This window comes from Pseudomonas spartinae, assembly GCF_965197125.1.
Taxonomy (GTDB): domain Bacteria; phylum Pseudomonadota; class Gammaproteobacteria; order Pseudomonadales; family Pseudomonadaceae; genus Aquipseudomonas; species Aquipseudomonas composti_A.
The window spans coordinates 1-23,077 of sequence record NZ_CBDAMB010000017.1 but is presented as its reverse complement, the minus strand read 5'-3'; the positions used below and the strand labels follow the sequence as shown (position 1 = coordinate 23,077).

Genomic DNA, 23,077 nt, shown 5'->3' with positions numbered 1-23,077 from the left:
TGCATCGACCGGTCTACACTGCGACGATACTGATCTCGAAACGAGGCCGTTATGCCCCGCTTGCCGGCCATTGTGCTGTTGTGCCTGGCGTACTGGATGACCCCGGCTCTAGCCCTGACACTCAGCGAGGACGAGCGCACCTGGCTGGCAGCTCACCCCCAACTGCGCCTGGGTGTCGATGCTTCCTGGCCCCCCTTCGAATTTCGTGACGAACAGGACAATTATCAGGGCCTGACCGCCGACTATGTCCGGCTGATCGAAGCGCGCCTTGGCGTTGCACTGCAACCCGTCGAGACCAGCAGCTGGAGCGCGATACTGGAGCAGACGCGCAGGGGCCAGATCGACCTGCTTCCCGGGGTGATGTCCACGCCCGAACGCCAGGAATACCTGACCTTCACCCGCCCCTACCTGGACTTTCCCATCATCATCCTGTCCCGCTCCGGCGGGCCGCAGCCCAAGCAGCTCAAAGACCTGTATGGCCTCAAGGTGGCCGTCGTCAAGGACTACGCGCCACACGAGCTGCTGCGCCAGCGACACCCCGACCTCAACCTGCTGCCGCTGCGCAATGTCGCTGCAGCGCTGCAGGCGCTGGCCACCGGCGAGGCCGACGCCATGGTCGGCGACCTCGCCTCCAGCATCTGGAGCCTGCGCCAGCTCAAGCTCGACGGTCTCTACATCAGCGGCGAGACACCCTATCGCTATCAGCTGGCGATGGCCGCTCCACGTGGCGAAGCCACGCTGATCGGCATTCTCGACCGCCTGTTCGCCGAGCTCAGTGCCGAGGAAATCGCCCGTCTGCAGCAGCCCTGGGTTGGCAGCGTGCTGGACCAACGCGCGCTCTGGCATCGGGCCCTGCTCTATGGCCTGCCCGCCCTGCTTGCGCTGCTGGCCGTCATCGCCATCATCCTGCGCATCAACCATCGCCTGAAACGGGAGATGCGCAACCGTGAAGCGCTGGAACAGGAACTGCGCAGCAGCGAGCAGCACTTTCGCGACATGGTCGAAAGCCTCTCGGCCATTACCTGGGAAACCGAGTCCAGCGCACTCACCTACACCTACGTCTCGCCTCACGCGGAAACACTGCTCGGCTACCCTCTGCACGAATGGCTCGAGCCCGGTTTCTGGCAACGCCACCTGCACCCGGACGATTACCAGCACACCCTGCGCAGCTGCCTGGAACAATGCGCGGCCGGCAAGGACCACACCCTGGAATACCGCCTGCTCGCTGCCGATGGGCGCACCGTCTGGGTACGCGACATCGTCACCCTGCTGCAACGTGACGACCGCCAGGTCATACGTGGCCTGATGATCGACATCAGCGATGCCAAGCAGACCGAGCAGGCCCTGCGCCTGTCGGAACAGAAGTTCGCCTCGGTATTCCAGCAGTGCCCGGACATCCTGCTCATCTCCCGCCGAGACGACGGCGTACTGCTGGAGACCAACGCCGCCTTCACCGAACAGACCGGCGTCAGCGCCGAACAGGCCGTCGGCAAGACCGCCACAGAACTCGACCTGTGGGGCGTGCCCGGCATCGGCCCGAGCATGCGCCTGCGCTTGCAGGAAGAAAGCCTGCGCAACCTGGAAATGCCATTCCGCCGCGCCGATGGCAGCCTGTTCACCGGCCTGCTCTCGGCCAGCCCATTCGTCCTCGACAACACCCCGGCACTGGTCGTGGTGGTGCGCGACATCAGCCAGCTCAAGGCCACCCAGCAGCAACTGCAGATATCCGAGGAGAAATTCGCCAAGGCCTTCCATGCCTCGCCTGACGGCCTGCTGATCACCCGCCTGCGCGACGGCATGCTGGTGGAGGCCAACGAAGGATTCAGCCATATCACCGGCTACAGCCTCGACGAGATCGGCAAGCACAGCACCCTCAGCCTAGGTATCTGGGCCGATCCGCAGGACCGTGAACGCCTGGTCCGGCAGATTCGCGAACAGGGCAGTGTGCGCGACATGATCGCCCCGGTACGCAACAAGAGCGGCCAGCTGCGGCTCTGCGAACTCTCGGCGCAGCCGCTGCCCATCGGCGGCGACGAATGCCTGCTGACCATCGCCCGCGACATCACCGACCGCCAGCAGATGCAGGAAGAGCTGCTGCAGGCTGCCACCGTGTTCGAGAGCACCGCCGAAGGCGTGCTGATCACCGACCTCGAACAGCGCATCACCGCGGTCAACCGCGCCTTCACCCAGATCACCGGTTACAGCGAGGCCGAAGCACTCGGCCAACGCCCCACCCTGCTCTCCTCTGGTCAGCACGACAACGCCTTCTACGCCGCCATGTGGCACAGCCTCGCGGCTAACGGTCACTGGCAAGGGGAAATCTGGAACCGACGCAAGAACGGCGAGCTGTATCCCGAATGGCTGACCATCAGCGCCGTGCGCAACAGCGACAACCAGATCACCCACTTCGTCGGCGTGTTCGCCGACATCTCCAGCCTCAAGCACGCCCAGGCGCGCCTCGATCATCAGGCCCACCATGACCCGCTGACCGGCCTGCCCAACCGCCTGCTGTTCGAAACGCGCCTGCGCAGCGCCCTCGATGGCTCGCGCGCGGACGACCAGCTCGGCGCCGTGCTGTTCCTCGACCTCGACCGCTTCAAGCAGATCAACGACAGCCTCGGCCATCCGGTCGGCGACCAGCTGCTCAAGGCCATTGCCGCACGCCTGAAGCTGCAACTGCGCGACATCGACACCGTGGCCCGCCTCGGCGGTGACGAGTTCATCATCCTGCTGCCCGGCCTGGCCCAGCCGCAGGACGCCGAACAGGTCGCGCAGAAACTGCTCGAATGCTTTCGCGCACCGTTCCAGCTCGATGACCACGAGTTCTTCATCAGCGCCAGCATAGGCATCAGCCTCTATCCCAAGGACGGCCTCGACGTCGCCACCCTGGTCAAGAACGCCGATGCCGCCATGTACCAATCCAAGGCCAAGGGGCGCAACCGCAGCGAGCTCTACACCCGTGCGTTGACGTTCGAGGTCAACGAACGCATGGCCATGGAACAGGAGCTGCGCCGCGCCCTGGAGCGCAACGAACTGCACCTGCACTACCAGCCCAAATTCTGCCTGCGCAGCCAGAGCCTGGTGGGTGCCGAGGCGCTGGTACGCTGGCCGCACCCGGTATTCGGCGAAATCCCGCCGGACCGCTTCATTCCCGTAGCGGAAGAAAGCGGGCTGATCCTGCCGCTGGGCGACTGGGTACTGGAAGAAGCCTGCCGCCAGCTGCAGCAATGGCAGGAAAGTGGGCACAACTTCGGCACCCTCTCGGTCAACCTCGCCGGCGCCCAGTTGCACCAGCCGAGCCTGCTGCCGCGCATCAGCGAACTGCTGCAGCGCTACGACCTGGCGCCGGAGCTGCTACAGCTGGAGATCACCGAGAACTTCATCATGAACCAGGCGGGCGAAGCGCTGGACCTCCTCCACCGCCTCAAGCAACTCGGCGTACAACTGGCCATCGACGACTTCGGCACCGGTTACTCTTCGCTCAGCTACCTCAAGCGCCTGCCACTGGATGTGCTGAAAATCGACCAGTCATTCATTCGCGGCCTGCCGGACGACCCGCACGACCTGGCGATCACCCGCGCCATCATCGCCCTGGGCAACAGCATGCAACTGACGGTCATCGCCGAAGGCGTGGAAACCAAGGCGCAGGAGCTGTGCCTGGCCGCCGAAGGCTGCCTGCAGATTCAGGGCTACGTGATCAGCCGCCCACTCTGCGCAGAGGCCTTTACCCGTAAATTTCTCTCGCCCGGTCAAGCCGTTGGCGCTGACGAGAACGCACCGGTATAATCCGCCGGCCTTCTGGGGGCCTATAGCTCAGTTGGTTAGAGCAGAGGACTCATAATCCTTTGGTCCACGGTTCGAGTCCGTGTGGGCCCACCACCTTCAAAGCCGCGCACTGCGCGGCTTTAAGCTTTTTAGGGTTGTGGCATCTGGATCAGCCTATGGTCCAAAGGTACAAAATCGGTACAGTACTGGTTAGCCAGTCTGCCTTTGGAGTCCTTATCTGATGGCAACAATCGTCAAAACCCCTGCCGGCACATGGAAAGCCGTAGTCCGAAAAACGGGCTGGCCGACCAACGCCAAAACCTTCCGCACCAAGCGCGACGCCGAAGACTGGGCACGCCGCACCGAAGACGAAATGGTGCGCGGCGTGTACATCCAGCGCAGCGGCTCCGAGCGCATGACGCTGGAGAAAGCTCTAGAGCGCTACCTGTCCGAGGTGACGCCCAGCAAGAAGCCCACTACGCGCAAAGCCGAAGCCACCAAGGCCAAGCAGTTGATCCAGCACCTGGGCAAGTACTCCATGGCCGCCCTCTCCGCTGAAGTCATCGCCAAATATCGCGACACAAGGCTCGGCACCCTGAGCAAGCGCGGCCTTCCCACCAGCAACAATACCGTGCGGCTTGAACTGGCCCTTCTCAGCCACCTTTTCACGGTAGCTATTCAGGAATGGGGCCTGGGCCTTACCTTCAACCCGGTGTTGAATATCCGCAAGCCGAGCCCTGGAGACGGTCGCGACCGCCGACTGTCCGCTGACGAAGAAAAGCGTCTGCTCGCTGCGGTGAACAACCACAGCAACCCCATGCTGGGCTGGATCGTCCGAATCGCCTTGGAAACGGGCATGAGGTCGTCGGAGATAACCGGCCTACGTTGCCATCAGGTCGACCTGAAAAAGCGCGTGGTGCGACTCGCAGACACCAAGAACGACAGTGCTCGCACCGTTCCCCTTACCAAGCTGGCAACCGAAACATTCAGGGCCGCACTGGAGAACCCCGTTCGCCCCAAAGATTGCAATCTGGTGTTCTTCGGTGAACCGGGAAAGGACGATAAACGTCGCCCCTATGCCTTCACCAAGACCTGGGGGCTGCTGAAGAAGAAGCTCGGGATGCCCGATCTGCGCTTCCACGATCTACGTCATGAGGCGGTCAGCCGTCTGGTCGAAGGTGGCCTATCTGATCAGGAGGTCTCGGCCATCAGCGGCCACAAGTCGATGCAGATGCTTAAGCGCTACACGCACCTGCGTGCTGAAGACCTTGTCAGCAAGCTGGATAAGCTGGAGAGGAAAACGACCAGACGCAGTAGGCAACAGACTGACAACTGATCTGCAGTCATTCGCCTGCAGTTTTCACCGAGCTTACTGAGGGCTTTAATTGACCCAGTTTCGGTCACCAGCCCTCAGGCCTCCTCGCTGCCCGGCTTGTAGAAAAGATCCCAGCTGCTCTGGTGTGTGACGCGAGGGTCTTGTCCTGGGATCGGAGTCAGTTTGAGGCCGAGGGACTTGCCCTCCTCCAACTGCCGCTCCCAGGGCCGGTCAGTGCCTAGCACCCGACCAAGATGCTCAGCACGAGACTCTTCTCGGTGCTCCCATGCTCTGACAAGCTCCTGGTACTCATCGCTGGTTGCCAGTCGATAAGCCACGTCAACCAGATCGCTTCCAACCCAATGCGCCAAGGGAAGCGTCCTCTCTACTGCAGCAAGGCGCGCTTCATCGTTCTCTAGATCGACCTCACCCTCTTCATACAGGCGCTTTGCCAGGGCAATGGCCTTGCTGAAATACGCATCCGCACCAGGCTGCTCCGCATGAAGAAACTCAGGGAAGGTCAACGCCGTTAATGGCGCCACATGACCATTGGCCGCATCGGTCACGCCAGTAACCAGCCAGAACGCATATTTCGGCCACAGGTGGGCAATCGACTCGATCATGGCTGAGGTCGGTTTCTGCTTGCGCGAGAACGCACTACGCCACCGGGCAGACGGAATGCCTGTTAGCTGGGAGAGCTTTTCCCAGAAGCCGCGGCCAGCGTACGGCGGCTGGCTCCACAGGCTGAGTAGCGCTGAGAACGGCCCTTCGTGCCCCTTCAGGCTCTCAAGGTCAGCCGGAGACATCTGCTCCTTCAGAATCAGAATGACGCGGTCTTCAATCGTGCTTGACATCGTAAGCCTTCGATCATAAAAAGGACTAAATGTCTAAAATATGGACATTTAGTATTTTTTAAGGACTCTTACGCCTTTTTCGCGTAATGAGCGCAGTGTATCGCAAGCCATACAAGGAGTCGCAAGATGACAGTCGAAGAAACCCTGCTGAACCGCTACGGAGGCTCACCACTGCTTTCCCTCGAGCAGCTCGCAGAGGTGCTACATCGCAGCAAAAACGGCCTGAGAATCTCCCTGAGCGGCGACAACGAGCTGTCCGCGAAGCTACGCTCGTGCAAGGTCAAGATCGGCCGACGGATCTATTTCAAAACCTCTGCAGTCGCTCGCGTCATCGAAGAAGCCTGACCGCTATGAGCATCAAAGCCATGAACTGGGCATGGGAGCAGCCGCTCCCGCCTGTGCCGAAGCTAGTTCTCATGGCGCTCGCTGATAACGCAGATGATCACGGCTACTGCTGGCCGAAGATGAAGACGATTGCAGCGAAGTGCAGCACTTCGGAGCGCACCGTCCAACGCACTATCAAAACCCTGCTGGCTGCTGGTCTACTCAAGAAGGATGCTCGATTCGATGCCAGCGGCCGGCAGGTTTCTAACGGCTACACACTCGCGTTGACCTACCCCGACAGATTGTCACCCTTGGCTGATGACATCGCCAGGGAGGGTGACACCACTGTCACCCCCGGGGTGACACAGCTATGTCAGGGGGAGGGTGACATAGCTATGTCACCCCTAGAACCACCATATGAACCATCAAATGAATCATCAGTAAGCCGCACGGCAAAACTGACGCAGCTAAGTGCATCGGAGAGTCAACAGGTCGCCCTGCTGATCAGCTCCGCTCCTGCTGATCAACAGGAAGTGATCACCTCCCAGCTTTTGAACGCCCTGGCCAAGGGAGCCATCCGTAGTTCCCCATCACGCTGGTTGAAAGCCGTCATTCGACGGACAGGGAGCCACACGCATCAGCAGAATCCACCAGAGCTTTCTGAAGCGGACTATGTGAAACGTCTGGTTCAAGGCGGGATTTCTTCTGAGGACGCTCAGCGAATTGCCCAGAAGACCTTTAGCCGCCGCACCTTCATCCCACCCGCAACATCAAAAGCGGCATCCCTTGAGCATCAACATGCCACTCATGACCGCCTAATTAAAGAGATTGGCTGAACGGCATGTGTCGCCTTTGCTGTCGCCCTCTCTTAAACCAAGCGTAAGAACCCAGAGCAAGCCGCCGTACAAGCTACAAATGGTTGAATACTGCGGCGTATAACCTGCCCCTCAGGCTTAAATTGAACAGGCACCACCTAAGACTTCTATCTCAGCCAAAGCCCCTTTACACGAAATTATTCAGGTGTAAAATCGCGTTCAACGAAATCAGTGTGAGCGCGTACCATGTCGCAGCCAAGTCGTAAGGCCATTGCTGAGCTGATCATGCAAAACATCTCTCGTGACCTCCTTTTGGGCATCGAGGAAGGCCTGAATGCTGGAGCGACAAGGGCATTCTCAGCTGCCAAAAGTATGCACACGGGCCACGTCAAACACGCGGTCGGCCAAATGCGCGCCTTTCACATGAACGAAGCGTTCAACGACGCCCTGATCGTTGGCGGAGCGAATCCTACTCCGATCAAGGGGAATAGCTTGGTTATTGGGCGGGCAGGCATGTTGACGCTGAGTCGCTTCAACGTATCCTCCCGCACTTGGAACAACGGTCGTCGTAGCGCAATGCGCCGTCAACTTGCCCAGGCAAACCAAGCGATTGAGCAGTTGGTTCAGCCTGGGCTTTTCGCTCCGACACCAATCACCCAGGCGACCGTTTTCTTCGTAGCATCGTTCAGTGGCTCTATGTCGTTCAAACCTGAGACACCTCAAACGATCTACATTGCAGTGCCCGACAAGGATATGAAGTCCTGGATTTTCCAAGAGCCTCTTGAGCGCTTCTGCTCGCGCTACTTCGAAGTCGAAAATCCTGTTCAGCCGGACAGGGCCCAACCCAAGCTCAAACCAGGCGTGGCAGCGGAAACGCGGAAAAATCAGTCATGAGTCGCGGAGTCAACGGGTTCCAATCGGGCCGCCTGAGTCAAGCTCTCGCGGCCCGTCGTCTTCCTCAAGTTCAGCTCGCTGCGATGATCGGTGTTTCGCCAGCGACTGTTAGTAAATGGCGCGCAGGGCTACAGGCCCCGGAAGCTGATGCGCTTGATCGCCTTGCTTCAGTTATCAACGTAAGCCCTGAGTGGTTCACACGACCACTACCGGCAAAAGTGTCTCTGCCTCTGTTCCGAAGCAACGCTTCAGCGCATGTCGGTGCGCGGCAGATGCTAGAAGCGCGGCTAGAATGGGCCCAAGACATCTCGATTGCCCTGGAAGAGTTTGTGGACTTCCCTGAGGTGAAGCTGCCTGTACGACAGTTCAAGTCGCCTGAGCAGATCAGCACCTTGGATATCGAAGAGGCTGCCTGTGAATGTCGAGATCTTTGGGGCTTAGGCCGCCGAGCTATTCCTGACCTTGCGCTGGCCGTTGAAGGGGCGGGAGTAATTCTCGTACGCGAAGAAACTGGTATCGCTCCTATCGAGGGGCTATCCGCGTGGAGTGAAGAACTGCAGAGGCCGATGATTCTGCTATCAGCAGACAAGGCTAACGGATTTCGTAGTCGATTCGATCTGGCTCACGAACTCGGTCATCTAGCACTCCATAAAGGTATAGAACGCTCCACTGACCCAGTTCGGTACAAGCAGATGGAAGATCAGGCACATCGTTTTGCCGGAGCGTTCCTGTTGCCTGCTGAGACCTTTGCGGCAGAGGTGAAAACACCGGTTACCTTGGATAGCTTGCTGCTACTCAAACAGCGCTGGGGCGTCTCAGTCGCAGCAATTATCATGCGCCTGCATGCGCTAGGTATCATCGATAAGGAAGAGAAATCGCTCCTTTTCAAACGACGCTCTGCCCGTTGGGGGGTGAAGTCTGAACCTGGTGACGAGGGCCGCACACCTGAGCAACCCAGGCTTCTCAAGAGAACCATCGAGCTTCTTGCGTCTTCCGGCGTTCTGCCTATTGAGTCCGTATCAAGCTACATCGGCTTGGCTGCATCTGACATCGAGCGCCTGACCGGCCTCAGCGAGGGCTATCTGTCTCAAAGCGGCGTTGTATTGAGCATGACAAAGCTGAAGGCCAGCGTTGTCCGCGATACATCCCTCGCCACTACTGAAGGAAGCGCTACCGTTCTGCCGTTTAATCGACGCTAATGAACAGATGGGCATCCGACTTGATGTGGATGCCTTCTTCTGCCATGCCGCAATTACCCGAATGGCCTCTCCTATTGAGCATGGCTCCTCAGCTCCTTGCATCGTCGAATCTAACCGTAAACCCTACCGCTCCTCCCTCCTAACCAGCTTGTCCGTGACGTATGTAGCGCGACAAGAATGCGATTAGTGTCCCCCACGCCCTCCAGCCTATGTGGAGTACGGTCCCTCTATGCCACAGTTGGTTGCCATCCTGAAACCCTCGGGCTAGAGTGCCCCCGTCGTGGTAAGTCCCACGACCGGGCGTGAGAACCCAGATGTTGTCCAAGGCGCGGTAGCGTCATAGTGCAAAGCCAATGGTTACCCATTGTGCTACTGCATATCTATGGCGGGCCGTGTGAGGCAGGCTTTTGCCTGGCCGGTTCCCTTGGACGCCGGTTTCTCACCCTTGCACGGTCCGCCTCCTATGCTTGTGAGAAGGCTGGTAGGCGGCTCCTTAACCCGTCCAAGGAGCATAAGGAAAATGCGCTACCCCTTTTTTACCCAAGAGCTCCGCCTTGGGCTTCAGGTCTTGCTGTCCACCTCTGATCAGGAGGTGCGCCATGGCTGAGTTCGAATCCTGCGTTGTACCTTTTCCACTGCAGCGAAGCCCGCTGCATGAATCCGAACGCTCTCCCCTACCCGCTGAAGCTGCAGCTGAACTGCGTGGCGTCATGCTCGGCCAGTTGCTGGAACAATTAGCTGAACCAGATGGACTGCAGCCGGAACATCTGCGTGTGCGGATTGCTGCTTACTCAGCTCTGGATCTGCTCGATGAGATGGTCGTGCTCTATCGCCGAGCTCTATCCGAGGCGCGAGGAGGTGCGAGATGAGCAAAGGTGTAATGACCTGCCTTCCACCTCACGACGGCCACCCAGGCGTGGAAATTACCTGGGCCACCGACTGCAAGGAGGCGTTCAATCAGGGCGCAATGCTGGCCCAGAGCTGGCTGGATAATGCTCGCAGTGGTTGGCTCTGGGCAGTCATGATCGCCGAGCGCGACTTACTACCATGCGCGATAGAACGGAGAGCCTTTGAAGTGGGCTTCCTCAGCCGCCTCCATCAGCGCATATGTACTCACAGGTGCAGCGGTCACTGAGATAGGCCATTGATCTAGCCCTATAAAGCAGAGGTACGTAAGCCGGCTATGCCGGCTTACGCTATCCATAGTAGGGCCAAATATGGGCTGATAGCGGCCAAAGTCAGAAAGTCAGCTCAATAAATAGATCCCTATTTGCAAATCCAATTGCGCAGCTACCTTCATTAATCTAGCAACCAATTGAATTTAATCATTTAACAGAGCAATTAAAATCAAGGGAACTATCAATTTTCCTGCCCTACCCCGAAGCAAACTTTATTTAAACAAATAACCAACTCTAATTAACATGTAATTAGCACACGCTCGCCCACGCAGCCATTGCTTATTTTTTAACCACAAAATTACATATCAAAGCCCCCTACATCTCCGCACTATTTTCGTTTATAGTCGCCTCGGGCTTCGGCCCTTATATACTTTGCGGCATCTGCCGCGAGGTGAAACCCCATAAGCATTGGAAGATGACCATGCAAAATTTAATCGGCTATAGGAGCATTGTGTATGAGTGTAGAGGTAGAAAAAGAAAGCGAAGTAGGTAAGCTGGTCCGGGAAGTCGTGGAATCGCACGCTGAGGCGACGCACATCCTTCCCGAAGGCACGAAGCTGTACCGTTGCCAGCCCAGTAGGTACGACGATAACCCGATCAATTATCGGGCAAATTCGGATACCCGCTACGCCGATCCGGACCAAAAGGTCGGCGTATATTACCTGGGCCTAAGCAAGACGGTGGCTGTGGCTGAGAGTTATCAGTCCGGCCAGGGTGTTGATACGCAAGCAGTAAAGCTTTCGACACTTGAGCAAAGCTCCCTTCACGAGCTGGTAACGGTGCGCCCTTTGACGCTGATCGATGTCGGCCCCTTGGCGAATAGGGCTAAGCATCTGAAGCTACGGCATCTGGTTGACGCCAAAGGGCAGGGGAGAGAAGGTTACAAGGAGACGCGCGAGCTGGCTAAGGCATGCATGGAGTTGGGAGAGGATGTTGATGGAGTCCTGTACCCTTCTGCTGTGTATACCAAAAGTGGCTCTATGGCCTCCTGTAACGTAGTTCTCTTTGATGGGAGAATGCCTCAGGTTGAATCTGTTTCCTTCGAAGCCGTTCTGACGGCTAAATTGGAAACTGATGAGCTTGCGAGCGAATTCCTGGCAGCCTCGGGCGTAGTAATCGAGTGAGTAAGGTGAAGCCGGGCCTATCAAGGCCCGGTTTCATTGCCCCATTTCAGTAGAATTGATGAAGTCCCGCTTGATTATCTCAAGCGCGGCCTCATCACTTAGCAACGAATACCGTGGAACTTCATTGCTTGGTTCGCCGGGCTCTGAATAATCCATTTTGCCAATCAGATGCTGGACGAGAAGATTCATAGACTCTAAATCTTCTGGGTCTAAATTTAATTCCGAAATAAGCCTCTTGATTGCTGGATGGACTTTATTGTTTACGATTTGAAATGATGGGTAAAATTTACGACGCTGCTTTGTGTAGGCCAAAATTTGGCCAAGCTTAGTTTTTTGACTGATTGATTGTTTTTTAATATCTAACAACTCACAGACATCAGCCGCATCTAGCAACTCACATCTACTTTTAACTCTCTCAAATGCCGCCTCTCGCATTTTAGCTACGGCAGCTTGCATACGAGTTTCTATGCTTTTCTTTTTGTCTGAGTGAGGTTCCAATTCGGCCTGAGCAACTGCAGCAAATGCTCTCTTGTTATCCATTTTTACAGCTTTCAAAAGTACGTTAAGGGGGACGCGCGACATGCTGTCTTCAAAACGATCGCGCAGCACTGATTTCACTTCTTCAACGTTGTTGAGCTCTTCAATTCTTGCGACAGACATGGGACGACTCCTAGCTCTGACGAATGATGCTTGGGATACAGGCTACCCCTTGAGGCAGCCCCAGTCAAGTTGTCAACTTGTCAAGTTGTCGGATGGCGACCAACGGATCGCAACGACGGGATGGCGGCAGAAAGGTGCGGGCGACTTTGTGCTTGGTCCTGTCGGGCAGGGCAGACGGTTTGGAGTTGCACATATGATCTTGCCGCCGTAACGCCTGGAGATCTGCTTTAGTTGGTCACAGGGCTGACATTCCATAACGCTTCGGGCTCAGCCCTTGTGATCAACGTCGTGTCGATAGGCCAGCCGTTATTGCATCGGCATTGATGCCCGTAGCGCGTGCAACCGAGTGCCGCTAGCGTTGACCTGCCCTCGCCAACCACCCTGCGATGGCAGAGCACCCACTCCCTCAACCTAGTTGCTCAACCCAGCAGTTCAGCATGTACGAAAAGGTGGAGGGCAAGATAAAAGGAGGCGGCACTTGGTTTGCCTGAAAAGCAGTCTGCACGGGGGTTGGAGACGGCACCCAATGAGTGCATTGGCGTGCCGTGCACCGCGCAAACGCCCGCCAGTTCTGGCTTGGGCGCGTGCCTAGTACTCCTCATTGCGATCAACTTGGAGCGCGAAATCTAAGCCTGAAGCCTTGGGCCGATATAGACCCCTGATAACCTGGCCCGGTCAAAACTGAACACGTGCGCATGCGGACTTTCACCGCACCTGCCAACAAGGGGCACTTGGTGATCAGGCCTACCTTCTGCTAACAAAATCCGGCCACCACAGAAGGGACAGTCACTTGAGAAGCGCACGAACCTTGTCCAAGGCCTCTTCTCATCATCACGGTACATTTCGAGTTCGGCAGAATCCTCCTTGAATGAAAGCAACGGAGCCGGTGCCTTTACGACTCGGTTGTCTACCAACTCAACCCATGGTTGATGCACACCACGCCATATGCACCAAGCCAGAAAGCCCACTAAAACGCTGATGACGAGCTGCCGTAGCGTAAGCGCCTGATCAATTGCGGAAAGACTCCATAGCGATGCAAAAACCCAAAGTGACAGAAACCCCATACCAAGCAGCACTGTGAGTAACATCATCACACCGCGCCAACTGCGGTTCTCCAGCACACCGTCGCGGAAAATCAGCCGTAAAAACAGGGCTGGCTTAACCTCACCATTTTCCGTCCTGGTGTAGATGATCTGTCGAAATGCCTGCCTTGTAAGCAAGCCGTCATCATTGTTTTCAATCGGCTTAGTTGTAAGCCAGTAGACTCGCTGGTTACCTGCCCCGCCCTTCGCATCACTACTTGCGATCACTGGTAAATGCTTCAAGCCCATTTGCTCTGCACGTTTCCGAATCGAGTTCATCCGGGAGTCTAGGAATGTTTCCAGCGCGGTGGTTGGCAGCCAACGCGCAGGGTCACGCCCGGCCGCTTTCACTTTCGGGTCGCATATATCTAGCAAGGTCGCGCGGTCAAACGTCTGAGGGTCCTGGTTGCCCTTTTCCAGGGCGTTAATGCTGGCCTCCAGCAAAACTCGGATCACCTTGTAGGCTTTTACATCTGGTGCAGGCGACTGCCGCAGCTCTTCATCCAGACAACGCATTACTTTCAGCACAAACTCTCCCTATGCCCCGAAAATAAAGAGACCTAAGCATCTCCATGAACCCTCCCGAACCCTTTATGTAGGGTTCGGGGGAGGTTTTAACCAGCTCGAATCATGACTCTTGAAGCCGTCTTAACGCCAGAGGCTTAACCCATGAGCATGTTCGTTGCACTCGATCCAAACGGCCAACTGATAACCATTGAAAACGCCATGCGTGGGCTTGCGTGCAATTGCTCATGCGCATGCTGCGGTGAGCCGGTGGTCGCTCGCAAAGGCCTGATCCGTGAGCATCATTTCTCCCACCACTCGAACAAGGAAAGCTGCTTCATCCAACGCGAAAGCCTGCTGCACCTGTACGCCAAAGAAGTCATCCGCAACCAGCTCGGTCTGCAGCTGCCACCTGTGCCTGGTGTCTGGCCGGACAGCGAAGACAAAAGCAGTTGGTGGGATTTCGAAAGGGTGGCAGAGGAGGTCCCACAGCAAGGATTCCAGCCAGATCTGGTCGCCCACCTGAAAGATGGCAGTCAGCTATTCATCGAGGTAGCGGTCACCTCATTCATTGGCGTCGAAAAACTGGAGCGGATCAGAAGCGCCGGCATCAACACCGTCGAGATTAACCTCAGTGAACTATTGCTCAACAAGCAGCCAATTCCCTCAGAAGAGGTGAAAGCCCATATATTGGAGCAGACACGCAACAAATCCTGGATCTTTCCCGAACCGCCCCCATTACCTGCGCACCCGGCAATTGACTGGCAAGCCATTGCAGCCAAGCTCCCTTCAGCTGCCCCCCAAGCCAAATGTACCGAGCACCGCTATACGATTATGGGGATGTGGTTAACCGCCCGAATACTGCCTACAGGCTCAGTTGCCGTGCGTTCCTGGTCATTCAACCCACAAATCACTGAGCTGCTTAAAACCTGGCGAAATGAGCTGGGAGGCGAGTACAACCCCAAGTACAAGAATTGGATTTTCTATCCTCAGTGTCAAAACGAAGTACTGAAGCGCCTTAAAGAATTGAACCAGGAGCACTGATTAGGTATGCCACTAAAGCCAGGCCAGCCCGGTTGAAGATTGGACGGTGAGCCGAATAGCTTGCATTATCGGCTCATCGTGTGAGCCGAATAGGCTCGCTAATCGGCTCATAGATGCCCCCTTATGAATGGCTCGCTATGGATCTGGCAGCACCCCAACTGGCCGCACTTCAGCTGGCAAGGCGAAACGCTTGCCCCGCTGCTGCGCGCTTGCAGTCAGGCTCAGGGGCATTTGTTAGGAATGCTCGGTGCGGTGGGCGGTGACACTGAAGTGCAGAGCAGCCTGGATGCCATGCTGCAGAACATCGTCACCTCTTCAGCCATTGAGGGAGAACAACTGAATGTCGGCTCCGTGCGTTTATCACTGGCGCGGCGCTTGGGGCTGAACGAAGAAGGCCGCATCACCTCTCGCTCCGAAGGACTGGCAGAACTGCTGCTCGATGCTACCCACGCACATCAAGAGCCGCTAGACGAACAGCGACTCTTCACCTGGCACCGCTGGCTATTTCTCAGCGATGACCAACTGCTGGCCAGCCCACTACAAATCGGCGCACTGCGCGGCGAAGAGCCCACTCAGGTGGTTTCCGGTCGCATCGACCAACCGACCGTACATTTCGAAGCGCCTCCGCGAGCAGGACTGGAAGCGCAGCTGGCGGAATTTCTCGCCTGGTTCGAGAGCAGCCGAAGCGATGCCAGTCTTGACCCGTTTCTGCGTGCTGGCATCGCCCATTTCTGGTTCGTTACCCTGCACCCTTTCGATGACGGCAACGGCCGCCTCACGCGCGCCATCACCGATCTTGCATTGGCTCAGGACGAGCAGCAGGCCATTCGCTTCTACGCCATGTCCGCGAGCATCCTCGACGACCGAGTTAGTTACTACCGCATTCTCGAAGCCAGTCAGAAAGGCGGGCTGGATATCACCAAGTGGCTGCAGTGGTTTCTCGCAACCTTGCTTAACAGCCTGGAACAGGCCCTCGCTCGCATCGGCCGCGTGCTGGTCAAGGCGCGCTTCTGGCAGGCACACCGCAGCCAAACCCTATCGGCAGAGCAGATCAAAGTGCTGAACCACCTGCTCGATGGCGGCGAACGCGGTTTCGAAAACGGTATCAGCGCAGCCCAGTACCAAGCTGTGGCCAAGGTTTCCAAAGCCACCGCGACCCGCCACCTGAGCGACCTGCTGGAAAAGGGCTGCATCGAGCGGCTGCCCGGTGGCGGGCGTAGCACCCGTTATCAGATAGCACGCTGAGCTGAGTCCTTCAGTCTCTGGTGCGTCATCGCGCCATAGGACAATGGTCGCGATCCCCCTGAGCCATTGAAAGCAATTAGCCCTTATCCGGATGTGTCAGACATATGGATCTCGGCACATCTGCTCGCCCGTGACACGGGTGGTACCAGTCGAGCAGCTCGGTTTAAGGAAGAAAATGGATTACAGGCCGATAGTCGCCCAGGCCTGGGACATGCTGACCTAGTCCATACCAGCAGCCCTGCTGATCGGTCTTATCAAATCGCCGCGAGCCAAGGGACCGTTCGGTAGACTACTGGTGCGCCTGTTAGCCCATTGGCAGCTAGACAAGCAAACCTGCCGCCTACACAGCGCCCCCTGAACGCGACAGGCGGCACCACGCAGATCGCTGCGATTGCTGAGTTGCTAGATGTGCAAGCACCACGAGGGATTCATACCCAAGTGACTTTGCCATCTCGCAGCCAAAAGTGCGATTTGCAGCCATTTTTTAGCCACACAGATGGGTACAGCGTTGGCCGTCCAAGGGAATCGATGCAGCATGTCCATCTGGGCGTCACATCCTCTGGCAGTGAAAGCTCAATCGTCCTACCGCAACCGCATGGACATTTGAACCCAACGCACCAGTCTTCCGAGCCATCCCTCACAAGAAGTAGAGACCGAAAAGGCAGTTCGCTTGGCAGGACATCCCCTTGCACGATCTGCAATTTTCGAGCGGGGAGTAGTCCGTCTACCCAGCGGTAGAGCACTTTCTTTAAGATCTTGAACATCACACATCACCTGCCAAATCAGCAATCCCGAGAAGCGGCTCAGCAGCGCCAAGCGCAAACCCTGGGTCTGGGGTCTTAGGAAAGTCCTTTTCGGCAGTGAACTCCTGCTCTGCCTCTCTGAACTTGATCAAGGTTCGCGCGTAGTTGCTGTTTGGCTCTTCACGCATCGGAAATGCTCTGGCCAAAAACTCCATTACACATGAGGATGCCGCCAGCATGTTCAGGGATATCACAGCGGGAGCCTCCTCATGGAACCCTCTAATGTATCCATGCTCAATCTGCTGTTGATAGGCCTCAGGACTCGCAGCTAGCAGACTCTCGGCACGAAGCGATTCACCAGTGTAGACCTCACGATCAGCGAGAGATGCACCTCCGGGCTGCACGTAATCTACGCGGCCATAAACGCCTGCGATCATCACTCCCGACTCATCCTTCATTGTAGGAATCAGCACCCCAACATCGAAGAGTGGGATGAGAAAACGACTAGCGATTCGATCAGCGATCATCCTGGCGTATCGCGTATCCACACAGCAGAAGAGAATATCCGCATCAGCTGCCGCTAGTGCTGCCTCACGAGTCCCGATAGATTTAGCAATCGTGCGGGCCACTCCCTTACCGCGCACACGCTCGATGGAACTCGCGAACATTTCCACCTTGGGTGCCGAGGAGGCCGCGTCCTCCAGGGTGCTGTTGAGTATCCGGTTAAGATTGCGTTCCTCAACGCTGTCATGGTCAATCAAGATGACCTCGCCAAAGCCCAAGCGGGTAACTTGCTCTGCCACAACAGAGCCCGTGCCAGAGACGCCGATGACAGCCACACTCAGCTTCGCCAGTGCCTGGGTCATTTCAGACGTAAATGCCATAGGCGCTCCGGACCTATCGTCCAGAACTGTATGGCCTTCAACTCCGTCGAAGTACAACCGTATGTCGTCACCGATTACTGAGACCAGCCGCACATTGGTAGGGCGTTGCGAATCATCGAACGTGCGAGCCACCACCCTACCGTCCGGGATCATGACCCCTGAGCCATGGATGACCTCAACCCCAGAGTAGAGTGATCGCATGGTGATTTGATCGCTTTCATCATCCAGTTCTGAAAAGCCCAAGAAGCCGCCAGGGTGAGAATGGACAAGCATGATTGAAGATTGCGTTTCTTCACTTTGCGCTATAGCAAGATCAAGGTACTCACCAGGCCAATTCAGAAAATCCTTTTCCCTGACGCATGCTTCATGGGGTATCGGAATCACAGATTTCGCGAGCAACTTGGTGCGCTCACCTTCGTATCGTGTGCAGATGAGGATGGCCGCTGCCTCTAAACCGTCCCCCGGGAACAGATGTTCCCGGAGTGCGGCGTGCAGGGCTTCGGTCATTACGAGCGTCGCCCCAGCGTTCATTGACCAACCTCCTTGTGAAGGCATCCCTCGACCAGAGCCAGTTGCGAAATGACGTTATCGGCATGGGGATTCCACGGGACAGTTGTCCGGTGGCGTGACCACCCCTGGAAGCCCAAACCGTCGATCTGAGCCGTCAGTTGCACATTGGGAGGGAGCACACCTGTGGCCAGCGACACATGGGGGTACAGATAGAAGCTGTCCAATGGCTCGACCGGGTAACCTGCCAGGACTTGAATCGCCAGTTGGACATACTGGTGGTTGTAGCCCGCCGGCAGTTCATAGTCGTGGATTACCAAATAGCGCAGGCCATCTGTTCCGATACAGGTTTCCCAGCGCAAACCAAGCTGGTCAAGGTACTGCGTGTCAGTTGGCAGCAAGTTGAAAACACGACGAGGTGCCGTTGCGACTTCACCGTTTCCTACGTCCTTCGGAGTGAAGCGCAGCTTCTCGATACCCGGGGCACTGAGGTCAACGATCACGTCCATACTGGGCAATTCGGAATGGTGCCCCCCAGCTGTGAGGGTAATTTTCCAATGCAGGGATACATCCAGACCAGCTCGCAAGGCGGCCTCACGAACAGTGACCTGTGGCTTGTCGAACTCGAAGGGACGGCCTTGGATCTTAAGCTTCCAGATCGCTTTACGAATGACAAAGCGCTCAACGCCCTCCTCTCCCAGATTGATAACGTCAGCGTCTGCGATGTCGCGATCAGCTTCTTCTTCCAGCTGCTGCACCAGGCGCATGTTCTCAGCTACCTGTGCAAGCTTCCGGATTGTGTGGCCATTAATGATCTTGCATGGCCAATCGAAGCGCTGACCATCGACAGCGAAGAAGTAGGAGCGGTCGGATTCGACAACGATGAAACGGCGCGACGTTGCCGCCAAATTCACGAGCTCGTCCGGGCGAATATCTTCGAATGCACCGGTTGGAAGTGCCTGAAGAATCGTAGGCATCTGATCAGGGAGAAAGCCACCGGCACGGGCAATCTGTGTACCGATCGGCGTTTCGTCGTTGATGGGAACCGGTTTGAACTCAAGATCCAACCCGGCGATGAAAATATGACTCTGAGTGATTTCGTTCATAAGTATCTCCACACGCCTTTTCTCAGGCGTGATTAGGTGCCCTGACGGGTTTCGTGAGCGCGTCAGAGCAACGAGTAGCCTTGACTACCCGATGGCGCATGAAGATACTGAACGTGTGCTTGCATTCTTCATGCACTCGCTGGGGCGCAATTGCAGTTGCGTTTCCCAGCACCTCCGACTCGGTGTTCGATTTATTTCTTTCTTCGCTAGTCCATTCTCTCCCCCCTGATTCTCCTTCTGTCGCAGCGTCTCCGCTCATTCGGACGTTAGGGCTATTCTCATGGTCATGCAGCCAAGCTGATCAATGAGCCTATTAGCCTGCCTATTACACAGAGCCCATTTCAGCAAGCTCTACGTACCTACCTATCGAACGATGACATATCTGAACACCGAACGACGACCTCACTGTGCGCCTGAACCAACCACCCTGTCAACAGGGTTTTTTTTGTTCGGTACAGTGGTAGACTCACCGAACTACCTGGGAGGTGATTACGGTGGCATCAGGCCTTGGAATGAAAATTGGCGCCAGGAGGCGAGAGCTCGGCATGTCTCTGGAGCGCCTGGCGGAGCTAACAGAATCCAGCAAGAGCTACCTGTGGGAGCTTGAGAACCGAGACAAGCCTAATCCATCAATGGACAAGGTGAACAAGATTGCGCTCGCGTTGAATCTCACCCCAGAAGCGCTGCTCGGAAGCGCAACAGAAACGTCTCAAAATGAGGAAACCGACAGCGCTTTCTTCAGGAAATATCAAGCGCTCGATGAAAGCGACAAGAAGCGCCTTCGAAAAATCGTGGACGATTGGTGGGAAGACTGACGATGCGCAAGAACCCAAAAAATGAAGCCAACAAAATCACGAAGGTTCTACGCACTGCTGGATTCGACCACTTTCCGATCAAGGTTAGGGAGGTTGCTCTCGAGTACTCGAAAGCTGTGTGCCCTGAATCGCCTATATCAGCTATAAAGCCGGTACCTATCTCTAACTTTGAAGGCATGCTTAAAAGGAGCCCCAAGGGTGATAAGTGGATCATCGGGGTTAACGAGGATGTGGCTTCATCTGGGCGGATAAATTTCACCATCGCTCATGAGTTCGCTCACTACATTCTCCACCGTGACCTGAAGCAAGATTTCCAATGCCTCCCGAAGGACATGCATACCTGGGATGCACTCGGAAAGAAAATCGAAACGGAGGCAGACATCTTCGCCTCCTATCTCCTGATGCCCGCTGACGATTTTCGAAACCAAGTCTCAGGTCATGAGCTTTCGATAGATTTGCTGAGGCACTGTGCAGACCGGTACAACGTATCTCTCACCGCTGCGGCCCTAAAATGGCGGGAAATTACCCCCGGGCGGGTTGTCGTACTTGCCGCCAAGGATGGTTACCTCGATTGGTCATCTTCGAATGAACGGGCATTCAAAAGCGGAGCGTACTTAGCTACTTCGAAGGAACCTGTCGAAGTGCCAGCGGCATCAGTGCTCACTCGCTCAACTCGATCAGCATCGGGAGACAAGGCGCGAATTGACGCACGAGCTTGGTTCCCGAAAGAGCCCGATGGGATGGAAATCATTGAGTATGCATTTGTGGTGGAGGGGGATGGGTACGGCTACACCTTGGGAATCTTGACGCTGCCTGCACGAGATAGCGAAACGGATGACGAAGAAGACCTACTAGCCCCGCTGACGGGAGAACCTTCATTTCGCTGATAATGGCCTGGTGCGAGTCGTGCGCTGAGCTAGGACGGAATACGACAGCGCGAAGCTTTCAGATGAGTGTCGCAGTTACGATGCAGTTCAGAGTCAAGATGGCTACATTGCTACGCCAGCGAGTACTGCACTTGCTCAGCCGCAGAACAAGCGGATGGCTCAGGAATAGCCGAGTGAATAGCTCTTGCCGTACTTTTGCTCAACAGCCAGCTTCAGCCTGGGACTGCCAGGCCTATGCCTGATCCGCAGCCCGACTAAAATTATCTGCGCAGACATCGCCTGATGAAAAAGTACAACCTGATCTTTCAGCGGTACAAAATACAGTACACTGGCGGTACAGTGCCTAGCTTCTGTCACTTTTGCAAAATTACGCTCAAGCCCAGTAACGACGCTATTTTCAGCTTGTTTTACTTGCACTGAGCTACTCACGGTTTTACTGGCCTTGAGGCGTTTCTAGGTCACTCATAATCCTTTGGTCCACGGTTCGAGTCCGTGTGGGCCCACCATATGAAACAAAGAGTTAGGCCAGCCACCGCGCTGGCCTTTTTCTTTTCCGGCTTCGATAAATATTTTTGGTCACCGTATTGGTCACCACTTCGATATGCCTGCCATTACCCCCACTAGCAGCCCTTAAAGAGCCGTAACGCCCAAGGCCTTCAATTCAGACCCGACGCGCTCTAAGAGCTCATCTGCAGAGGCCTGAGGCTCTGCCTTCATGTAGCACAGGGCCACAAGCGTCATCGGATGCAACTCCAGCACAGAAGCTAATGCATCGATCTTGTCGATGGTCGGGCTATAGATCCCACGCTCCAGAGCACTCAGATACGTCCTGCCACTGACCCCCGCGAAATCCTCCTGGGTCTTCTCCTGCACCGCGCGCGCTTGCTTTAAGGCGGCACCAAACGACTGCTTCAGCTCCATTGATCTACCCCCAACAAAGAAGTAGACAATCGAGCCAAAATGAATCGTATACTGCTACACCGTATACTGTTCATTTAAGTATTCACAGGAACGATGCCTCTAGCGCCGGAGATCAGCCATGCTTCAAGACAACCCAATATCCTTTCGGGATCTCTTCAAAGCCATAACCCAGCATCGAAGCAAATTAGTTCTGCCAGAAGAGCAGGATGCCTTCATCGAGCACGTTGAGCGCTGCTTTGAGAATGAAGCCGGCCTCAGCATCTCGGATCCAAAGATTGAAAAGGGTGGCTATGAACAAAATCTGACCAAGCTGCTCTACGTCTTATCACGATCCCTCGAACCCCAACCACGGGCACCTCAGCAGCGCTTCGAATTCATCTGCGACAGCCTGATTCAGGAAGCTGCTGATAGCGGTGCAGGTGCAACAAGAGCTGATGTAGCAGCGCTTATGAGCGCGTTTGAGTTAGCTGAGCTCAAACGCCAGGAATAAGCCCACGTCACCCTAGGAGCACAGAGCTCACCATGACAACACCATATCAGTTGACCAATCTGCTCTACGGGCCGGGGGACGTTGTGCCTGGCAGCCACATGACTGACGAGGAGGCCCTCGCCTATGCCAGAAAAAACTTCGCATATACGGAGTTCTGCCTAGTTCGAGACTGGATCTGGGTCGCGCTGGATGTCTCGGATGAGCAGCGACTTCACTTGGCAAAGACTCAACGCCAGCCGGTGCTGATCTATGCACATAGCGTGGTCTATGACAGCGCACGTCGGTGGGACGTGGGGGACTTCGTAAGAACTTCGTTCCTGAACCAATTCAAGGAAGGCTTCCAGTTCAAAACACTCAACACCGTATACCTGCTGCTCGGCCCCGGCACACGCAAGCACTCCTCTACTGAAATCGTATCGGCCTTCTTCTGAACGCCTCAATGCGCTTCGTGTTCCTGGGCTGTGCACTTCAGTGTTTGGCGCTGGCCGCTCGATTGCACGGGCTTTTGCTCATAACGCACGCTGAATACCCACCGCCTAGAAACATTCGACTGCGGCTATCGACCAAAAGCCGTTCGCATCTAACCCATGAAAAGTAAGCGTCCAGCCAAGTCACCTTCCGAACTCCAGCATTAAGGGCGATGGTGTCCGCGTATTTTTAAGCGGACGCGATAGCCCTTATCGCCGGGATTCCCATGCGCCAACGAAGCTCTTACCCCAAA

At 56.1% G+C, this 23,077-nt stretch carries 23 protein-coding genes and 1 tRNA gene; 16 read left to right on the top strand and 8 right to left on the bottom strand.

Annotated elements, in window-relative coordinates:
- Window positions 1-51: 51 nt before the first annotated feature.
- From ACN8M7_RS24320 to ACN8M7_RS24310, 3 genes are all read left to right on the top strand, one after another.
- On the top strand, window positions 52-3,786 hold the full coding sequence (locus ACN8M7_RS24320) for an EAL domain-containing protein (RefSeq protein WP_490262448.1): 3,735 nt from the start codon (window positions 52-54) through the stop codon (window positions 3,784-3,786).
- Window positions 3,787-3,802: 16 nt separating this feature from the next.
- A tRNA-Ile gene (locus ACN8M7_RS24315) sits at window positions 3,803-3,879 on the top strand.
- Window positions 3,880-4,006: 127 nt separating this feature from the next.
- On the top strand, window positions 4,007-5,101 hold the full coding sequence (locus ACN8M7_RS24310) for a tyrosine-type recombinase/integrase (protein WP_396465970.1): 1,095 nt from the start codon (window positions 4,007-4,009) through the stop codon (window positions 5,099-5,101).
- A 74-nt stretch (window positions 5,102-5,175) separates the two neighbouring features.
- On the opposite strand, the gene ACN8M7_RS24305 is transcribed toward ACN8M7_RS24310, so the two are convergent.
- A complete protein-coding gene (locus tag ACN8M7_RS24305) occupies window positions 5,176-5,934 on the bottom strand; it encodes a hypothetical protein (protein ID WP_490262447.1) in 759 nt (252 codons plus the stop codon).
- Window positions 5,935-6,060: 126 nt separating this feature from the next.
- Here ACN8M7_RS24305 and ACN8M7_RS24300 point away from each other — a divergent pair, with 126 nt between their 5' ends.
- The 7 genes from ACN8M7_RS24300 to ACN8M7_RS24270 all read left to right on the top strand — a co-directional run bounded on the left by ACN8M7_RS24300 (window position 6,061) and on the right by ACN8M7_RS24270 (window position 11,468).
- Entirely contained in the window at window positions 6,061-6,279 is a 219-nt protein-coding gene (locus tag ACN8M7_RS24300) for a plasmid-related protein (protein WP_096825472.1), read from the top strand.
- 5 nt (window positions 6,280-6,284) lie between these two features.
- Entirely contained in the window at window positions 6,285-7,094 is an 810-nt protein-coding gene (locus ACN8M7_RS24295; protein WP_490262446.1) for a helix-turn-helix domain-containing protein, read from the top strand.
- Window positions 7,095-7,319: 225 nt separating this feature from the next.
- A complete protein-coding gene (locus ACN8M7_RS24290; RefSeq protein WP_490262445.1) occupies window positions 7,320-7,967 on the top strand; it encodes a hypothetical protein in 648 nt (215 codons plus the stop codon).
- Window positions 7,964-9,166: an XRE family transcriptional regulator gene (locus tag ACN8M7_RS24285; RefSeq protein WP_490262444.1), complete on the top strand. Its 1,203-nt coding sequence runs from the start codon at window positions 7,964-7,966 to the stop codon at window positions 9,164-9,166. Before ACN8M7_RS24290 ends, ACN8M7_RS24285 begins: the two co-directional genes overlap by 4 nt.
- 599 nt (window positions 9,167-9,765) lie before the next feature.
- Window positions 9,766-10,035, top strand: a complete 270-nt coding sequence (locus ACN8M7_RS24280; RefSeq protein WP_490262443.1) for a hypothetical protein — start codon at window positions 9,766-9,768, stop codon at window positions 10,033-10,035.
- Window positions 10,032-10,301 carry a LasR-specific antiactivator QslA gene (locus ACN8M7_RS24275; protein ID WP_490262442.1) on the top strand — a complete coding sequence of 90 codons (270 nt, stop codon included), beginning with the start codon at window positions 10,032-10,034 and terminating at the stop codon, window positions 10,299-10,301. Before ACN8M7_RS24280 ends, ACN8M7_RS24275 begins: the two co-directional genes overlap by 4 nt.
- Before the next feature lie 498 nt (window positions 10,302-10,799).
- Window positions 10,800-11,468, top strand: a complete 669-nt coding sequence (locus ACN8M7_RS24270; RefSeq protein ID WP_490262441.1) for an RES family NAD+ phosphorylase — start codon at window positions 10,800-10,802, stop codon at window positions 11,466-11,468.
- 33 nt (window positions 11,469-11,501) lie between these two features.
- On the opposite strand, the gene ACN8M7_RS24265 is transcribed toward ACN8M7_RS24270, so the two are convergent.
- Entirely contained in the window at window positions 11,502-12,128 is a 627-nt protein-coding gene (locus ACN8M7_RS24265) for a hypothetical protein (RefSeq protein ID WP_490262440.1), read from the bottom strand.
- A 626-nt stretch (window positions 12,129-12,754) separates the two neighbouring features.
- Entirely contained in the window at window positions 12,755-13,738 is a 984-nt protein-coding gene (locus tag ACN8M7_RS24260) for a hypothetical protein (RefSeq protein ID WP_490262439.1), read from the bottom strand.
- 141 nt (window positions 13,739-13,879) lie between these two features.
- On the opposite strand from ACN8M7_RS24260, the gene ACN8M7_RS24255 reads away from it, so the two are divergent.
- Together ACN8M7_RS24255 and ACN8M7_RS24250 are read left to right on the top strand one after the other, a co-directional pair.
- Window positions 13,880-14,758 carry a competence protein CoiA family protein gene (locus tag ACN8M7_RS24255; RefSeq protein ID WP_490262438.1) on the top strand — a complete coding sequence of 293 codons (879 nt, stop codon included), beginning with the start codon at window positions 13,880-13,882 and terminating at the stop codon, window positions 14,756-14,758.
- Between the two features lie 123 nt (window positions 14,759-14,881).
- Window positions 14,882-16,003 (top strand): Fic family protein, encoded by a 1,122-nt coding sequence (locus tag ACN8M7_RS24250; protein WP_490262437.1) that lies wholly within the window; start codon window positions 14,882-14,884, stop codon window positions 16,001-16,003.
- A gap of 428 nt (window positions 16,004-16,431) precedes the next feature.
- Here ACN8M7_RS24250 and ACN8M7_RS24245 read toward each other — a convergent pair whose 3' ends face one another.
- Genes ACN8M7_RS24245 through ACN8M7_RS24235 form a run of 3 tightly spaced genes read right to left on the bottom strand, consistent with a single transcriptional unit; the run spans window position 16,432 to window position 19,243 of the window.
- The gene (locus tag ACN8M7_RS24245) at window positions 16,432-16,767 is read right to left on the bottom strand and encodes a ubiquitination-like system serine protease family protein (RefSeq protein ID WP_490262436.1); all 336 of its coding nucleotides are present in this window, start codon (window positions 16,765-16,767) and stop codon (window positions 16,432-16,434) included.
- Window positions 16,767-18,137 (bottom strand): ThiF family adenylyltransferase, encoded by a 1,371-nt coding sequence (locus ACN8M7_RS24240; RefSeq protein WP_490262435.1) that lies wholly within the window; start codon window positions 18,135-18,137, stop codon window positions 16,767-16,769. The genes ACN8M7_RS24245 and ACN8M7_RS24240 overlap by 1 nt, the downstream gene beginning before the upstream one ends.
- Window positions 18,138-18,157: 20 nt before the next feature.
- Window positions 18,158-19,243 (bottom strand): multiubiquitin domain-containing protein, encoded by a 1,086-nt coding sequence (locus tag ACN8M7_RS24235; RefSeq protein WP_490262434.1) that lies wholly within the window; start codon window positions 19,241-19,243, stop codon window positions 18,158-18,160.
- A 512-nt stretch (window positions 19,244-19,755) separates the two neighbouring features.
- Between ACN8M7_RS24235 and ACN8M7_RS24230 the strand changes: the two genes are divergently transcribed.
- Together ACN8M7_RS24230 and ACN8M7_RS24225 are read left to right on the top strand one after the other, a co-directional pair.
- Window positions 19,756-20,058 (top strand): helix-turn-helix domain-containing protein, encoded by a 303-nt coding sequence (locus ACN8M7_RS24230; RefSeq protein WP_177342772.1) that lies wholly within the window; start codon window positions 19,756-19,758, stop codon window positions 20,056-20,058.
- A gap of 2 nt (window positions 20,059-20,060) precedes the next feature.
- Entirely contained in the window at window positions 20,061-20,945 is an 885-nt protein-coding gene (locus tag ACN8M7_RS24225; RefSeq protein WP_490262433.1) for an ImmA/IrrE family metallo-endopeptidase, read from the top strand.
- A gap of 159 nt (window positions 20,946-21,104) precedes the next feature.
- Here the strand turns inward: ACN8M7_RS24225 and ACN8M7_RS24220 are convergent, their stop codons facing one another.
- Together ACN8M7_RS24220 and ACN8M7_RS24215 are read right to left on the bottom strand one after the other, a co-directional pair.
- Window positions 21,105-21,362, bottom strand: a complete 258-nt coding sequence (locus tag ACN8M7_RS24220) for a hypothetical protein (protein WP_490262432.1) — start codon at window positions 21,360-21,362, stop codon at window positions 21,105-21,107.
- Window positions 21,363-21,575: 213 nt separating this feature from the next.
- Window positions 21,576-21,866, bottom strand: a complete 291-nt coding sequence (locus tag ACN8M7_RS24215; protein WP_490262431.1) for a helix-turn-helix domain-containing protein — start codon at window positions 21,864-21,866, stop codon at window positions 21,576-21,578.
- 118 nt (window positions 21,867-21,984) lie between these two features.
- Here ACN8M7_RS24215 and ACN8M7_RS24210 point away from each other — a divergent pair, with 118 nt between their 5' ends.
- Window positions 21,985-22,356, top strand: a complete 372-nt coding sequence (locus ACN8M7_RS24210; protein WP_490262430.1) for a hypothetical protein — start codon at window positions 21,985-21,987, stop codon at window positions 22,354-22,356.
- 32 nt (window positions 22,357-22,388) lie between these two features.
- Complete coding sequence (locus tag ACN8M7_RS24205; RefSeq protein WP_490262429.1) at window positions 22,389-22,787, top strand: DUF6957 family protein; 399 nt, start codon at window positions 22,389-22,391, stop codon at window positions 22,785-22,787.
- Window positions 22,788-23,077 lie beyond the last annotated feature (290 nt).